Annotated in this window: 11 protein-coding genes and 5 pseudogenes; 6 read left to right on the plus strand and 10 right to left on the minus strand. The window is 47.5% G+C overall.

All coding sequences use genetic code 11. The features are described 5' to 3' along the window. Positions 1-207: 207 nt before the first annotated feature. A complete protein-coding gene (lpcA, locus tag ACLJRU_RS04280; protein WP_000284051.1) occupies positions 208-786 on the minus strand; it encodes a D-sedoheptulose 7-phosphate isomerase in 579 nt (192 codons plus the stop codon). Positions 787-1,025: 239 nt separating this feature from the next. On the opposite strand from lpcA, the gene fadE reads away from it, so the two are divergent. The 4 genes from fadE to pagN all read left to right on the plus strand — a co-directional run bounded on the left by fadE (position 1,026) and on the right by pagN (position 6,128). Then, a complete protein-coding gene (fadE, locus tag ACLJRU_RS04285; RefSeq protein ID WP_023235262.1) occupies positions 1,026-3,470 on the plus strand; it encodes an acyl-CoA dehydrogenase FadE in 2,445 nt (814 codons plus the stop codon). A gap of 108 nt (positions 3,471-3,578) precedes the next feature. Then, complete coding sequence (locus ACLJRU_RS04290) at positions 3,579-4,346, plus strand: amidohydrolase (RefSeq protein ID WP_023235261.1); 768 nt, start codon at positions 3,579-3,581, stop codon at positions 4,344-4,346. A gap of 309 nt (positions 4,347-4,655) precedes the next feature. Beyond that, on the plus strand, positions 4,656-5,063 hold the full coding sequence (locus ACLJRU_RS04295) for a Spy/CpxP family protein refolding chaperone (RefSeq protein WP_000788200.1): 408 nt from the start codon (positions 4,656-4,658) through the stop codon (positions 5,061-5,063). 345 nt (positions 5,064-5,408) lie between these two features. Beyond that, on the plus strand, positions 5,409-6,128 hold the full coding sequence (gene pagN, locus ACLJRU_RS04300) for an adhesin/invasin protein PagN (protein ID WP_001539143.1): 720 nt from the start codon (positions 5,409-5,411) through the stop codon (positions 6,126-6,128). 3 nt (positions 6,129-6,131) lie between these two features. Here pagN and ACLJRU_RS04305 read toward each other — a convergent pair whose 3' ends face one another. Continuing rightward, positions 6,132-6,320 carry a hypothetical protein gene (locus ACLJRU_RS04305; RefSeq protein WP_031606641.1) on the minus strand — a complete coding sequence of 63 codons (189 nt, stop codon included), beginning with the start codon at positions 6,318-6,320 and terminating at the stop codon, positions 6,132-6,134. Between the two features lie 56 nt (positions 6,321-6,376). Here ACLJRU_RS04305 and ACLJRU_RS04310 point away from each other — a divergent pair. Next, positions 6,377-6,489: pseudogene (locus ACLJRU_RS04310) on the plus strand (hypothetical protein); the annotation flags it as partial. Between the two features lie 602 nt (positions 6,490-7,091). On the opposite strand, the pseudogene tioA reads toward ACLJRU_RS04310, so the two are convergent. From tioA to tcfA, 6 genes and pseudogenes are all read right to left on the minus strand, one after another. Further along, positions 7,092-7,708 (minus strand): annotated as a pseudogene (tioA, locus tag ACLJRU_RS04315) (protein TioA). 139 nt (positions 7,709-7,847) lie between these two features. Further along, positions 7,848-8,303: an Lrp/AsnC family transcriptional regulator TinR gene (gene tinR / locus ACLJRU_RS04320; protein WP_023235259.1), complete on the minus strand. Its 456-nt coding sequence runs from the start codon at positions 8,301-8,303 to the stop codon at positions 7,848-7,850. A 132-nt stretch (positions 8,304-8,435) separates the two neighbouring features. Then, on the minus strand, positions 8,436-9,527 hold the full coding sequence (gene tcfD / locus ACLJRU_RS04325) for a fimbrial protein TcfD (protein WP_001539138.1): 1,092 nt from the start codon (positions 9,525-9,527) through the stop codon (positions 8,436-8,438). A 21-nt stretch (positions 9,528-9,548) separates the two neighbouring features. Continuing rightward, positions 9,549-12,236 (minus strand): fimbrial outer membrane usher protein TcfC, encoded by a 2,688-nt coding sequence (tcfC, locus tag ACLJRU_RS04330; RefSeq protein WP_023235258.1) that lies wholly within the window; start codon positions 12,234-12,236, stop codon positions 9,549-9,551. Between the two features lie 108 nt (positions 12,237-12,344). Continuing rightward, complete coding sequence (gene tcfB / locus ACLJRU_RS04335; RefSeq protein WP_000287810.1) at positions 12,345-12,920, minus strand: fimbrial protein TcfB; 576 nt, start codon at positions 12,918-12,920, stop codon at positions 12,345-12,347. Between the two features lie 50 nt (positions 12,921-12,970). Beyond that, on the minus strand, positions 12,971-13,681 hold the full coding sequence (tcfA, locus tag ACLJRU_RS04340; protein WP_001539136.1) for a fimbrial chaperone TcfA: 711 nt from the start codon (positions 13,679-13,681) through the stop codon (positions 12,971-12,973). A 1,034-nt stretch (positions 13,682-14,715) separates the two neighbouring features. Between tcfA and ACLJRU_RS04345 the strand changes: the two are divergent. Further along, a pseudogene (locus ACLJRU_RS04345) lies at positions 14,716-15,162 on the plus strand (ATP-binding protein). Positions 15,163-15,339: 177 nt separating this feature from the next. Here ACLJRU_RS04345 and ACLJRU_RS04350 read toward each other — a convergent pair. Continuing rightward, positions 15,340-15,501: pseudogene (locus ACLJRU_RS04350) on the minus strand (transposase); the annotation flags it as partial. 80 nt (positions 15,502-15,581) lie between these two features. After that, positions 15,582-15,701, minus strand: a pseudogene (locus ACLJRU_RS04355) (hypothetical protein); the annotation flags it as partial. Between the last annotated feature and the right edge of the window lie 91 nt (positions 15,702-15,792).

Here is a 15,792-nt window from a genome sequence, read left to right on the forward strand (position 1 = left end):
ACCTCCACAAACGCCTTAAGCGGGAAGGCGTAATTTTTACAGCCAATCAAATCTCAAAATATCAAAGAAAACAATATGCTATACCCTAAATAATTCGAGTTGCAGGAAGGCGGTAAGGGAGGAAATCCCCAGGAACATAGATAACTATGTGACTGGGGTTTCTGAGCGCAACCAACGCACCTGCAGCTTGAAGTATGACGGGTATAGTTATTTAACCATCTCTTTTTCGATCAGTTGAATCAGGATATGAATTACTTTGATATGAATTTCCTGAATACGATCGGCATAACCGAAGTGCGGTACGCGAATTTCAATATCCGCCGTTCCCGCCATTTTGCCGCCGTCTTTGCCGGTCAACGTAATCACTTTCATGCCTTTTTCACGGGCCGCGGCAATCGCTTTAATCACGTTACCAGAGTTACCCGACGTCGAGATCCCTAACAGGACATCGCCTTCGCGCCCTACCGCCTCAACGTAACGAGAGAAAATATAGTCATAGCCAAAATCATTACTGACGCAGGATATATGGCTAACATCAGAAATCGCAATTGCCGGGTAGCCCGGACGATTTTCACGATAACGACCTGTCAGCTCTTCAGCAAAGTGCATCGCATCGCAATGGGAGCCGCCGTTACCGCAGGAAAGTACCTTACCACCCGCTTTAAAACTGTCAGCCAACAGGACCGCCGCGCGCTGAATGGCGTGAATATTGGCGTCATCTTTTAAAAAATTAGCCAGCGTTTCCGCCGCTTCGTTCAGTTCGTTACGAATAAGATCCTGGTACATGAGGATATCCTTCAGCATGAATGTAAATGACAGTATGCAGTGTACCGGATAGCAGTACAGGCGAGAAGCATAAGCCGAATTAACGCCTCACGCTTTTGATTTTTCGTGCCCCCAAAAACGGCAACAATGTGAGCTTTGTTGTAATTATTTTGTAAACACATTGCTAAAAGATTTTACATCCACTACAACCTAATCATCACAAGTGGTCAGACCTCCTACAAGCAAGGGAGCTTTTCGTTATGATGATTTTGAGTATTATCGCTACGGTTGTTCTGCTCGGCGCATTGTTCTATCACCGCGTGAGTTTATTTCTCAGCAGCCTGATTCTGCTCGCCTGGACCGCCGCACTTGGCGTCGCTGGCCTGTGGTCCATCTGGCTGTTGGTTCCTCTGGCCATTATCCTCGTGCCGTTTAACCTCACACCGATGCGAAAATCAATGATTTCCGCACCGGTGTTCCGCGGCTTCCGTAAGGTCATGCCGCCGATGTCGCGCACTGAGAAAGAAGCGATTGATGCCGGTACAACCTGGTGGGAAGGCGATCTGTTCCAGGGCAAGCCTGACTGGAAAAAACTGCACAACTATCCGCAACCGCAACTCACTGCCGAAGAGCAAGCGTTTCTCGACGGTCCGGTAGAAGAAGCGTGCCGGATGGCGAACGATTTTCAGATTACCCATGAACTGGCGGATCTGCCGCCGGAACTGTGGGCTTACCTGAAAGAGCATCGTTTTTTTGCGATGATCATTAAAAAAGAGTATGGCGGGCTGGATTTCTCCGCTTATGCGCAGTCCCGTGTACTGCAAAAACTGTCCGGCGTCTCCGGGATTCTGGCTATCACCGTCGGCGTTCCAAACTCACTCGGCCCTGGCGAGTTATTGCAGCACTATGGTACGGAAGAGCAGAAGAATCACTATCTGCCGCGACTGGCGCGCGGCCAGGAGATCCCCTGCTTTGCGCTGACCAGCCCGGAAGCAGGTTCTGATGCAGGCGCCATTCCGGATACCGGCGTGGTTTGCATGGGCGAATGGCAGGGCCAGCAGGTGCTGGGTATGCGCCTGACCTGGAACAAGCGTTACATTACGCTGGCGCCGATAGCTACCGTGTTGGGTCTGGCGTTTAAGCTTTCCGATCCGGATAGATTGTTAGGCGGAGAAGAAGAGCTGGGTATTACCTGCGCCCTGATCCCCACCTCAACGCCGGGTGTGGAAATTGGTCGTCGTCACTTCCCGCTTAACGTTCCGTTCCAGAATGGCCCAACCCGCGGTAACGATATTTTCGTGCCTATTGATTATATTATCGGCGGCCCCAAAATGGCCGGACAGGGCTGGCGTATGCTGGTGGAATGTTTGTCGGTAGGACGCGGTATTACCCTGCCGTCCAACTCCACTGGCGGGGTGAAATCCGTCGCGCTGGCAACCGGCGCCTATGCTCACATTCGTCGTCAGTTCAAAATTTCTATCGGCAAGATGGAAGGTATTGAAGAACCGCTGGCGCGTATTGCAGGTAACGCTTATGTGATGGATGCCGCCGCATCGTTAATCACCTACGGCATTATGCTGGGCGAAAAACCGGCGGTACTGTCGGCTATCGTGAAGTACCACTGCACCCACCGCGGCCAGCAGTCCATTATCGACGCGATGGATATCACTGGTGGTAAAGGCATTATGCTGGGCGAGAGCAACTTCCTGGCGCGTGCTTACCAGGGCGCGCCTATCGCGATCACCGTGGAAGGCGCGAATATCCTGACCCGTAGCATGATGATCTTTGGTCAGGGTGCCATTCGCTGCCATCCTTATGTACTGGAAGAGATGGCCGCAGCGCAGAATAATGATGTGAATGCCTTTGATAAACTGTTGTTTAAACATATTGGCCATGTCGGCAGCAATACCGTCCGCAGTTTCTGGCTTGGCCTGACCCGCGGATTAACGAGCCATACGCCAACCGGCGACGCCACGAAGCGTTATTACCAGCATCTGAACCGACTGAGCGCAAACCTGGCGCTGCTGTCTGACGTGTCAATGGCGGTACTGGGCGGCAGCCTGAAACGCCGCGAGCGTATTTCCGCGCGTCTGGGCGATGTGTTGAGTCAGCTTTATCTGGCCTCAGCCGTACTGAAGCGTTACGACGACGAAGGTCGCCACGAAGCCGACCTGCCGCTGGTGCACTGGGGCGTACAGGATGCGCTGTATCGTGCTGAACAAGCGATGGACGATCTGCTGCAGAACTTCCCGAACCGCGTCGTGGCCGGATTGCTCACCGCGATGATCTTCCCGACTGGCCGTCATTATCTGGCGCCGTCTGATAAGCTGGATCACGCCGTGGCGAAGATCCTACAGGTGCCGAACGCCACACGTTCACGCATTGGGCGCGGTCAGTATCTGACGCCCGCCGAACATAATCCGGTCGGTTTACTGGAAGAAGCGCTGCGTGATGTCATCGCTGCCGACCCTATCCACCAGCGCATCTGCAAAGAACTGGGTAAAAATCTGCCGTTTACTCGTCTGGATGAACTGGCGCGCAATGCGCTGGCGAAAGGGCTTATAGATAAAGATGAAGCCGCCATCCTGGCGAAAGCGGAAGAGAGCCGCCTGCGCAGTATCAACGTTGATGATTTTGAACCTGAAGCGCTGGCGACCAAACCGGTAAAGCTGCCGGAGAAAGTGCGTAAAGTCAAAGCCGCATAATCAGTCTCGCGTCTTTCCTGCCCCGCTTTCGCGGGGCTTTTTCTTGCCGCTTTTTTATTATTGCTCATGCTACAGTGTAAAGACGCTGTTCAATGAGGAGCTCCGATCGTGTCTGGTTTGAAAATTACTCTGTTGCAACAACCTTTAGTCTGGATGGACGGCCCGGCAAACCTGCGTCATTTTGACAGACAGCTAGAGCTCGTATCTGGCCGGGATGTGATTGTTCTGCCTGAAATGTTTACCACCGGCTTTGCGATGGAGGCCGCTAATAACTCACTTTCGCAAGATAGCGTGATGACGTGGATGCAGGCCAAAGCCCGACAAACTGACGCTCTGATTGCCGGCAGCGCGGCGCTACAAACTGAGCGCGGCGCCGTAAATCGCTTCTTACTGGTTGAACCGGAAGGCAAGGTTCATCTCTATGATAAGCGCCATCTGTTTCGTATGGCGGATGAACATCAACATTATGCCGCAGGCGATAAACGCATCATCGTGCAGTGGCGCGGTTGGCGCATCCTGCCGCTGATCTGTTACGATCTGCGCTTTCCGATATGGTCGCGCAACCGCAATGATTACTATCTGGCGCTGTATGTAGCGAACTGGCCCGCGCCGCGCTCGCTACACTGGCAAACATTACTGACGGCGCGCGCTATTGAAAATCAGGCTTATGTCGCAGGCTGCAACCGGGTTGGCACCGATGGCAACGGGTTACATTATCGCGGCGATAGCCGGATCATTAATCCCCAAGGCGACATTATCGCCACCGCCGAACCACACCAGGCGACACGTATCGATGCCGATCTTTCTCTCGTCGCCTTGCAGGACTATCGCGAAAAATTTCCAGCCTGGCGCGATGCCGATCCATTCACCTTGTAAGCAACCTGCCGCTCAGCGCGGCGGGATTGTTTCACTCCGTAACTCTCCGTAAAACAAATTCGCGTGGCGTAATGTGGCAGGCAACGTATTCTGACTAAGAGCCTATCCCATTAGGGCTATTTTACTTGCCATTTTGGACCTGGGCAGTGCTCAAAATCCTCACGTACTACGTGTACGCTCCGGTTTTTGCGCGCTGTCCGTGTCCAAACTGGCTGCGCCAATAACGCCTACTGGGATAGGCTCTAAGATAATTGCTCGCCATTCGTGGGTAATAAAAACGGTTAATCACTCCCTTATCAGGATATCTTCATGAAAAACTTTGTACGCACAACTTTACTGGCAGCGACTCTGGCGGGCGTTTCTTTTGGCGCTTTCGCCACCGCTGTCCCCAATCCTCCCCTGCCCGCCCAGGATCCTATTGTCCAGCATCTGAAGCTGACAAACGATCAGATTACCCGGATCAAAAAACTTCACCAACAACTGGAAACCGACGTCAGTCAGATTTCTATGAAGGGAATTAAAGACGGTGCGCTGATAGAGGTGATTAAATCCGGTAAATGGGATGACGCCGCCGTAAAACAGCAGCTTGCAGCCTTCAGTAACATAGAACAACAGGCTCGCTATTATCGGGTTAAATATTATTTTGATTTAAGCAAAGTCTTAACACCAGAACAGCGTCAACAGGTACAACAAGATCTCGCCCAGGCACTTGAGTAAATATTTTTGCCCGTTATTCCTGGATAACGGGCTTTATCCAGGACAGGTACAAATTCATCTTCATCTTTTTCTTACAGCATCGCACCATCTCACACTACCCGTTACATAACGTAGAAGTGAAACCGTACGTGGGGCTGGCATACGTTGGGCAATTTGGCGAGGAGATGGATTTCCATACCGACGATTATCGTATTGTTATTTAATATTTTCATCTCATTTTTTACCCGCTTACAGAAAACCCAGCGTTACAATAGACCGTTTTTTGGGCTTCGTTTATGTAATCGTTATATCACACCCTATACCGTGAAACTTGTCTTTTAGCCCAATATTAAGGCAGGTTCTGAAATGAAAAACTTTTTCGCAGTCTGCATCATTCCCCTTGTGGTAGCCTGGTCCGCTACTGCATCAGCAAAAGAAGGGATCTATATCACCGGGAAAGCGGGAACATCCGTAGTCAATGTCTATGGAATCAACTCAACCTTCAGCCAGGATGAGATAGTCAATGGTCATGCAACGTTACCTGACCGTACCAAAGGCGTTTTTGGCGGCGGGGTTGCTATCGGTTATGACTTTTATGATCCATTCCAGCTTCCAGTACGTTTAGAACTGGATACCACTTTCAGAGGTGAGACGGATGCTAAAGGCGGGCAGGATATTATTGCATTTGGTGATCCAGTACACATAAATGTAAAAAATCAGATCCGAATGACCACTTACATGGTTAATGGCTATTATGATTTTCACAATAGTACGGCATTTACCCCCTATATCAGCGCAGGCGTTGGCCTTGCTCATGTGAAGCTAAGTAATAACACCATTCCTGTTGGTTTTGGTATTAATGAAACTCTGTCTGCTTCAAAAAATAACTTTGCCTGGGGCGCAGGTATCGGTGCAAAATATGCTGTAACAGATAATATTATGATTGACGCCAGTTATAAATACATTAATGCAGGCAAAGTAAGCATTTCAAAAAATCACTATGCTGGTGATGAACATACCGCTTATGATGCAGACACAAAGGTTGCCTCCAATGACTTCATGCTCGGCATTACTTACGCCTTTTAAACACTATTGGTAAAATAGCTGGTCCTGTGGGTTCCCGAAGGCGCAATGGAGGATATCAGTAATGAATACTCCTGCGCCTTCAGAAAATCGTTGAACAGGTGCAACCTGGCGCCATTTTTCAGTACACTGCAACGTTTCTGGTATGGGCTTAACTTCCGGCTGCCCAAAAACAGCCCCGTCCTGTTGTATGATCTCTAAATGTGAATGGCACGATTATGCGAGATACTTACAAGTGTCTGGTATGAAGATATACTGCGAACGCCGATGTAAACGGCGCGCGTAACATTTTAGAGCGGGACACGCCGTGCTTGCCTGTGGAAGGAGCGTGCAGTCAGGCAGCCCGTTGGAGCAGGAACCCACGCCCTTCAGGACGTGGAGGATGTCAATGCACAAGAATTGGGGAATCTTTAGCAGAATTTATTATCTCTACAGTAGCATCTCTCTTGTTCCCGTCATAAATAACCCAATGCCTCCAGAGCTGAAACCGCCTTCAGCATGAGCACTGGCTGCAAATAACACCAAATAAAATAATAATATAACAACTACCGAGACAAAAAATACCTCTCTAAAGTATTTAGAATTCATACAGTCAGCTCATTTAAATTTAACGTCACATGCAACCATGCATGCGTAAAACAAGAACCACACTCATATTAATAATGATTAGTAATGTGAGCGTGCGTATAAAGAGATACAGATGTATATTCCTTAATGTAACGGAACATCATCAATGCAAATAGCAACCATCGATATATTAAACTAAAATAATACATCTAGTGCATATATAAACCATTCGTATGGTGGCTGTAATAAAATTGTTGATAAACGGTCATCCCCTAAACTTTCAGCCTCCCCACCACACGAACAATGATATTCTTTATATTTAATCATAATAAAAAACAAAACAATAATTAAACAAAAAAATAAATAAGATATTTTTGATTCAAATCTTCACTCCTTCTGTTATATACACCAAGTTTCATTTTTTTAGGATCCCGAAAGAAAAAACCGTCATATGACGATGGCCATTGCATTCCATACATGTAATCAACTTCGTTCTGGTACACGGCTCTCTGTTCTACATCATTTATATCCCCGACAAGAATCTTTTGAAACTTATGATAATGATAAACACTACTAATAAAATTAGGATCACGAGGCACTACACAAGCCTGAAAAAAGAACCCAAGGTTTTTAATTTCACTGGAATAAGAATGTTTACCACAAAAATCAAACCAAACTTCCATACCATAATCTCTGCGACTCCTGATGTACTCGCTCAGAAATTTGTGGTTATTATTAAAGTCAACAGAAACAGCAAATAACCCGACGCTATTTAATTTACTGATCCTTTCCAAATGTATGAGCACAAATTCCCAGGGGAGCCTGAGTATATATTTATTTATCCCATATTTATGGTTGAATAAATTAAATGACTTTTGTAACTCTTCAAAAAACGTCAATGACTCAATTATGTGGTTTTCGCCTTCTTTCCAGAAGGATTCAACGAAATAAATATCAGTAACATCATCTGTTTTAATGCGGTTTTTTGTTACATGCACGGGGTGATATTTAACCATATGATATTCCGCTATGTTATTCTGTGCCGCTTAATCTCACCACTGCTGATTAAAATCCTTGTTCAACAGCCGCAATCTGCCGTTGTTGTTCCATAAGAAGGATAATAATGTATTAAATCAGTAAGTACACATCACACTTTCACACTGGCAGTTCGTTTGTTTCCTTTATTTGCTCAAGAACAAAGCTCGATGCAGATCCACTAATTGAAGAATTAGTTAATATTATTTTCTCATAAAAACTATAGTAATCGTTCATATCTGTAAATACTGTATGCATTAAATAATTAAATGATCCAGAAATTCGATAAAAGGCAATAACCTCAGGCATTGACTTTATTTCCTCAGAAATACTAGCGTATTGCTCCTCAGATATGTTAATCATAATAAAGACATTAAGTGAAAGGCCTAGTTTTTCTTTATCCAATAAAGCGAACTGACCAATGATACCCCCCCTGTCTTTAAGTTTTTTTAAACGTTTGAAACATGGTGTGGGCGTAAGCCCCACTTTATATGCAAGTTGCCATAAAGTTTGTGCACAATCTTTTTGGATTTCTTTCAATAATTCTTTATCTTTATCATCTAAATACTCAGTCATAGGAAAGCAGAACCTCACGCATTGATTTTCATAAGTGAATAGATTTTCTTTATTAAATAAAACAAGTATATAAAGAGAACTCTGATTTAAAAAACCATATAAGAAAGATATCAATAAAATAAATAATTACTGTCAGGGGGTTTGTGTTCCCATCAGCATTGTCACTGTCAGCGTTCCCTGATACTCACCAGAACGCTTCTCCCTGATGTTAAAGGGTTGTGTTGTCAGGGTAAGGGGCACTGGCACACAACGTACCGCCTGCCGTTGCCCGGGAAGTACCACCGGACGCGTTGCTGCTTTATCCACGTTATCCAGGCTGAACTCCACACCACGGGTGACAGGAATACTTCGTCCCCCATAATTCATACTGACCACATAATCAATCGTATCAGCAGAATCGCTCTTTATAACCTGAAATCCCGTACCTGACTTATTGCTTCCTTCTATCTTCATCTGTAATGAACGGGCTTTCACACCTCCGTCATACAGACACATATCCAGATTAGCCCTGCCCGACATTTGTGAGGCATTCATCCGGTGAAGATTCAGGTCAACACGAGGCGTTGCTGTACCAAATTGCGGAAAGTAAATAGCCGCATTTTCAGCAAAGTGGTCTGTAACGGTCAACGTGATATCTGCAGTCCAGGCTCCAACTTTACTCCAGGTATGCCTGCTAATCACATCCAGGGCCAACGTAGCCTTCCATATGCCAGTTTTTGGTATCTTCGCAAACTCTTTTGAAGGAATGTTGACAGACAGGTTTTGCATTAGATATTTACATACCGACCCCCCACTAATTTTAGTGGAGAGACAAAATCCACCAGACTGACCGTCCAGTATAAGCGTGGTTTCAGCATGGCTGATTTGTTCCCTGAAACGCAGACGAATTTTTGTAACCCCATACAGCATACCCGGTGGTAGTTTTGTCTCGTCACACGCCCCCTCGTTTTCATCACGGTCGGACCTGCATACCCATCCGCCATAAAGCCAATTTGCGTTCTGTTCTTTCCAGACGTGAGCGATAACCGGTTTATTGCTCATGTCGTAATTCAGGTTGACAGTGCTTGCCCAATCGGTAATCGTCGCGTCAGCAATTTGTGGCAGTGTAGCGCCAGCCATCAACAGGATTACAATCATCCTTGCTGGATAAACATATTTTCGGATGAAATTAATAATTGCTGACCAATGGGCTGTCATACTTGTCCACTTCATTTTATTCTTCATACTATCGCCTTTATCTTTATGTCAGGCTTCCTGAACGGAATGGCGCAGCAAACCTGCCACGTTCAGCAAACGGATGACCCGCGGCGATATTTGCAACGCCTGTGGCAGGGCATCCACGTCACTTAATTCACACCGCACATCACCCACTACCTGCATAACATCCCGACGTTTATGTACTGACATCGGACAACGCAGGATCCTGTTTTTTGACAGCAGCCACAGGCTGGATTCTTTATGCTCGCTCTGCAGGCTAAATCGCCCGGAAGGTCCCAACGACAAAAATGGATGGTTCAGTGGCTGTGCGTCCAGCAGCGGTCTGCCATCCTTGTCCACTACGCGGCCAACGTACAGTCGGCTCATACTGGCGCTGATGTTGTGAACCAGCAGATGCCCGGGTGTCAGGAAGTAGCACCTGCTTCCCCCTCCCGCTTTTACGCCTGCCATACCCTGTGAACTAACCCCTGCATCCTCAATGGTCACCTCCGTGGCGTTATAGCCTTCCATCAGCAACAGCGACTGCTGACCAAAACCGAGACTGAACGGCTGGCTGCTGCCACGAACGCTGACTACTTTCCCGCTACTGCCCTCGTCCCCCTCTGACTCCACGTTCACCGCCATGCCAGAGGCCGGTTCACCGTCCTGACCACCTCCCCAGAACAGTCCATTACGGGATAACGCCAGAGACGAGCTGTAGCCAGCGGTGAGTGAACTGGCGCTGCCCGCATTACGTTGATGGGAGTTACTGATAGTGGCGCTCAGTTCACCCATACGGCCGCTCATGCGTCCGCCGAGACTCCCGCTCCAGCTGTCGTCGTTATAACCGGAGAAACCCACCGACAGTTCACGATACAGATCCTGCTGCCAGGATCTCACATGGTTCACATTCCAGGACGTCTGTGTTTTTTGATTCCGGCTACTGTGAATATCGGTCCCGGCTGAGGTATACCCATTACTGCCAGTCATTGTCGGTGGTCGAGAGGCATATGACACACTGACACTCATAAACAAGCCATCATCATTCACTCCGTCATTTCGGGTTCGCCATACTCCCCCATGGGTATTAATATTCATGCCAGCCATATTAAGGCTGTACGTTGCACTAGCCTGAGCAGATTCGCGGTGAGAGGCAGGGATGTATGCCTGTCGCCAGAACACATTTTCTTTGTCACTGTTATCATCATATCCCCGGTAAACCGGCCGACCTTCTGTCCTGCTGGTACTGTATCCCAGTAGGGCATACCAGTTCCCCACCGGAACCGACAGGGAGGCGTTCATCGAAGTCTGGCAGGTCATACTGGCATGCACTGACTGTGGATGACGACCACTACAGGCATCACTTTCCGTATGGTTACGCCACAGACTCGCGGAAAATCCGTCGTTGTATGTCACCTGCTCAGTGTTACCGCTCGTGCTGTCTGTCCCATGCAGTATCCCGGCAGAAAGGTCCAGCGTGCCATCCAGCACTGCATGCTGTGAATTCAGTCGGGTTTCACTGTACCAGGCCTCATGTGCCAGAGAGATACCTTCGGTCAGACTGATATTTTTCCGCAGCCCAGTTTGGAATCCGGCAGCCATGACAGTCTCACCGTCATAATGGCTGGCTTTATCCCCGGTATCTTCCGGCCCGCCCTGAATAAACCACTGGGTCTGTGCACTGAAGCTATTGCCCCACTTACTGAAGGGCTGGGTCTCCGTTCGCCGCAGAATCCCATCCTCATACACCCGCAACGCCAGAGGATAGCTTCCCGGTGGAAGAGAATGAGTATCCAGGGTATGCATTCCCGGGGTCAGGAACTGACTCCCCAGCAACTCGCTGCCACGATAAATATCAATACGGGCATTTCGGGTAACCTGAACCATAACCGGAGTGGCATTCTGGTCCACCTCATGGTTAACATAAGCTTGGGTGGTCCCGGTTCGTAATCCATCAAACCGGCTCAGGGGAAGCAGACTGAACCCAAAATCCCCCCCCGTGGCGCTGGACAGATTCCGCTGATCCATCCGACCAGCCTGGAAATAATACTGATTGCCGAGATCCTGACGGACAAACAGATTGTCAAACCAGGCCTGACTGTTATTGTAATGTTCTGACTGATTCCAGATAGCCGCCCAGTTGCCTCCCAGATAACGACCGTCACCAAGCCCCAGGGCACCGCTACCATTCAGTGTCATATTACGACTGTGGAGATCATCACTCAGATACAGCGTCTGGCGGTGAATAAATGCGCTGACACCCTCCGGGGTCGGAGTCAGCCAGCGTTTATCACGTCGTTCTTCATCCGGCAACCAGTCCCGGTTAAGAAACAAAGATAACTGAGCGTTGTTCTCATCAAAAATAACCGCAACATCCTCTTTATCTGTTGCCACGTAACCACACTCGCTGCTGTCTTTTGCTTCTGAGACACCACAGACCAGATTGCTGTTACGTAGCAACGGACGGCTGAGTGCAGCCAGCGCTTTTTGCCGTTCTGCGGCCGGCAACGCGGCAAGCCCACTGCTTTCAAGTACCATCAATGGGGACATGAACTGCACGGTGTCCGGTTTAACCACCACCGGAAATAATCCCAGTGAATGCCCTGGTAGCAACACTTCAATTTGCTCAGTCTGTCCTTCCAGCAGAGATTCAAATCCAGGAGGGGGAATAAGAGTTGCCTGGCTGGTAAAACTGCACAATCCCAGTAAATAATACATCCAGAAATAACGACTCACGTAAAGAGACCTGAATTGCAATGAATAATAAGATCAATACCGGATCCGGTTCAGGTACGAACGGTGACACCCCAAAACCGGATCAGATGAAGAGCTAATAACCGGTTATTAGCCGGCAGTGACAGCCTGTGAAATCACCAGACTGACCAATCCGCTGTATTCACCGGCAGGCAGGTTTTGTAAGGCTGCTCCAGCCTTCTGACCAATATCCAGGTTCAGCAGAGCTGAAGCATCGCCAGTTTTTCCGTCCGGGAACAGGGTTTTAGCTTCCAGTACAGAATTGGTGGTGGTCAGTGACCGTCCTCCCAGAGTCACTTCCATATCAATGGTTTTGGTGGGATCCAGGACGTTGATAAGTTGTGGAGCATTCAACAGTTTTACATTAACCGACTTGGTCTGATCGTTGCTGTAAAGGCGGGTCTGGAGTGATTTATGGACCAGGCCCTTACCCGGCATGAAATCCAGCTTCATAGTCGACGGGAGGGATGAACCATCGGCCTGCAGCAGTTCAAGTGTACTGTCAATATTGGCAGTGACGGTAATATCCTTCTGAACCGCAGAAACAGAAAAAGAATAAACGGTGGCCAATGCCACAGCTGCGGCAATAAAAGATGTTTTCATGTTCATAAAAAATAACCTTGCTTTGTTGTTTATTACAGTGATATATGTACACTCGGTATACATCCGCTCCCCCTGAGAATAAATGTAGGGTATAGCGTACGCTCCGTGTGTTTTTACTTTCCGGCTGCTGTTAAATCAGCAGAGATTACCGGTGAATTTGCACCCGTACGATATTCCACACGAAATACATTACTTTTTATTCCGGCCGGAATATCAGCACTCCCGCCGGGATAAATACTTTTGCCTATATTCTGCCAGTGGCATGTGGTGTCGCAGTTGCCAGCCCGAATAAGAGAAAGCCGTGTGTTTCCCGTATTCAGCAGGTGGTGACCGTTCGTTACCAGCGCAGGCCTGGGGTCTGACGGAGAAACACGCAGCAACACCCCCCAGACAAGATTCACACTTACGGATGAATTTTGCTTTCCGCCTGCCTGTGGATCATCTTCCAGTTCAGGAACAGCCTCGAAGTATACCCGCCAGGCTTCCTCTCTTTCCGGTGCCTGAGTACTGATAACACGTATTGTTTTTTTTGTTCCCGGGGAAAGAGCAAATTTCTCCGGGGAGACAACAAGTCCTGTCTCTATATCATTCCCTGCTGGTACCTCCTTCTCCTGTGGCATACCAGGGTGTTCAATACGCATGATTCTTGTTCGAATATATTGCACATGATCTGATTTAGAATAGACGAACAGTGAGGTGGCCTCTTCGCGGCTACTATTAATTTCTGCCGCCATGGGATAAACGAGCATATTCGCCCTGGCATGACCACATGCAAACATAGCGACACAGAGAAACACCCCGGGAAGAGTATCTTTAAAATTCATACCAGATTTTACCGTATAAAAGTCATCTAAATTTTAGTATTAGCATAGACAGAAAGTTATCAGCATAAAGAAGCAAATTACGATTCAGTGTTAATACATTTTGTGTGGAGGGCATCATACGGAATAAAATTTTTCGCTCAATACCTCTGTTTTTTTCAGGAAAGAAAAAATTAGTAAATAAAAGTCCACGGATTTCATTCACCAAAAGCGAACGACAGATCTGTAAGAATCGCTGAACAATTAATAACGCCGCAGTAAAAATTTTGGAAATTCTTCATAAGAAAGTTGTTACTGTGTACCTGACTTACTCAGATAAATGGAACTGTATTTCCCCCTCCTTCAAAGCAACAAATACGTAACATAACAACGTAGGAGACAGAGAATCTAAAGAAAGCCCTCCAGGAGGGAGATACAATTCAGACTACAAAACCAAATAAACCTTAAACAAAGCCACAAATAGACTGATCATCATGAGGTTTTACAAAACCAGGTAAAAAAAAGTAAGCAAAGTAATTAATTTAGAAAACTAAAGTTACAGTTAGATCAGATTTACTTGCTCAATATCTGTTAAAAATATGATATCAGCAAATAAAAACTTATATACATCATATGGTTACGCTTGATGTTTACACCTCTCCAGCAAAGTGTAATCAATATAATACACTATTTTTAGATGAAATATTGGTTAAATATTTCATAAACAACAATATAAAACAGAACAATTCACCATGAAAATACAATTCACCTTTTAAAACATAATGTTATAAAAAACACCATTCAAATTGATGCCAGTCCCTTACCTGTCAATGTTGTTTACGGTTCCTTTCCCCCTTTTGTGCGAGTAAGCAACATGAATATACAAGTCTTAACGACCAATGCCTCTGTCAGCCCAAAATAAGTCGACATTCCTGTGCATGGCGCTGCAGCAGGAATAGAACGGCAGACATCAGCGCGGAATGGAATCCCGGCTGAAACAGGCTCGTCTGCCATGAGTCAAAACGCTGGAGCAGTTCGACTTCAGCTTCCAGCCAGGCATCGATCGTAAGGTCGTCCGGGAGTTGGCCGGTCTGGCGTTCGTGGAGCGCTGCGAGAATGTGATCCTGCTGGGGCCCCCGGAGTGGAGAAAACCCACCTGGCCGCTGCCCCCGGTGTGAAAGCGGCAGATGTGGGCCATCGGGTGTTGTTCATGCCGCAGGACAGGTTGGTAGACGCTGATGAAAGCGAAGCTGGAAAACCGCCTGGAGCGCCAGCTACAACAACTGAGCTATGCGCGGGGGCTGATCCTGGACGAAATAGGTTACCTGCCAATGACCAGTGAGGAAGCCAGTCTGTTCTTCCGTCTGCTGAACCGACGGTATGAAAAAGCGAGCATTATCCTGACGTCAAACAAAGGCTTCGCAGACTGGGGAGAGATGTTCGGTGATAACGTGCTGGCAACAGCGATCCTGGATCGGCTACTGCACATCACTCAACCACACTGAATATCAAAGGAGAAAGTTACCAACTGAAGGAAAAACGCAAAGTCGGGGCGCTGACCAAAAGCGCAACGCCAATCAGTGAAGATGAAATGGCGGAAAGCGGACAGCAGAAGTGATCAAACAGCGGATATTAAAAATAGCGAAAAACGACCATAAATCCTGGCGTTGACATCCTCAAGATTTAATATCAGAAGCTTCCATGCCGCCGTATCCAGACTTCCAGTTGTCCCTGGTGGCTTCAGAAATACCGGCCTCCCGGTAGACATCTTTAACAGTCCGTCCGGATTCAACTGATCTAATCACAGCGATGATCTGGTGCGCAGTAATACGGGCTTTACGCACAGCGATCTCCTGCGTTGGCAGATTGATTATGCCGGATGATCTCTAAATGTGAATGGCTCGATTATGCGGGATACTTACAGTGCAACCTGGCGCCATTTTTCAGTACACTGCAACGTTTCTGGTATGGGCTTAACTTCCGGCTGCCCAAAAACAGTCCCGTCCTGTTTCCGGGTATTATCATTTCCGTCAGTCGGCATCATGTTTTGTATTGGGCATCGTCAAAAGACGACTGGCTGACCAGTCGCATATCTCGATGCCTCAATTCAGTCATCATCATGTGGGTTTAAGTCA

Source organism: Salmonella sp. SAL00653 (assembly GCF_046552515.1).
Taxonomy (GTDB): Bacteria; Pseudomonadota; Gammaproteobacteria; order Enterobacterales; family Enterobacteriaceae; genus Salmonella; species Salmonella enterica.

Excerpts from the sequence above, each read along its gene's own strand:
- lpcA (WP_000284051.1), bottom strand. The coding sequence starts at position 786 with ATGTACCAGGATCTTATTCGTAACGAACTGAACGAAGCGGCGGAAACG.
- fadE (WP_023235262.1), top strand. The coding sequence starts at position 1,026 with ATGATGATTTTGAGTATTATCGCTACGGTTGTTCTGCTCGGCGCATTG.
- ACLJRU_RS04295 (WP_000788200.1), top strand. The coding sequence starts at position 4,656 with ATGAAAAACTTTGTACGCACAACTTTACTGGCAGCGACTCTGGCGGGC.
- pagN (WP_001539143.1), top strand. The coding sequence starts at position 5,409 with ATGAAAAACTTTTTCGCAGTCTGCATCATTCCCCTTGTGGTAGCCTGG.
- tinR (WP_023235259.1), bottom strand. The coding sequence starts at position 8,303 with ATGACTGAGTATTTAGATGATAAAGATAAAGAATTATTGAAAGAAATC.
- tcfD (WP_001539138.1), bottom strand. The coding sequence starts at position 9,527 with ATGAAGAATAAAATGAAGTGGACAAGTATGACAGCCCATTGGTCAGCA.
- tcfB (WP_000287810.1), bottom strand. The coding sequence starts at position 12,920 with ATGTATACCGAGTGTACATATATCACTGTAATAAACAACAAAGCAAGG.
- tcfA (WP_001539136.1), bottom strand. The coding sequence starts at position 13,681 with ATGAATTTTAAAGATACTCTTCCCGGGGTGTTTCTCTGTGTCGCTATG.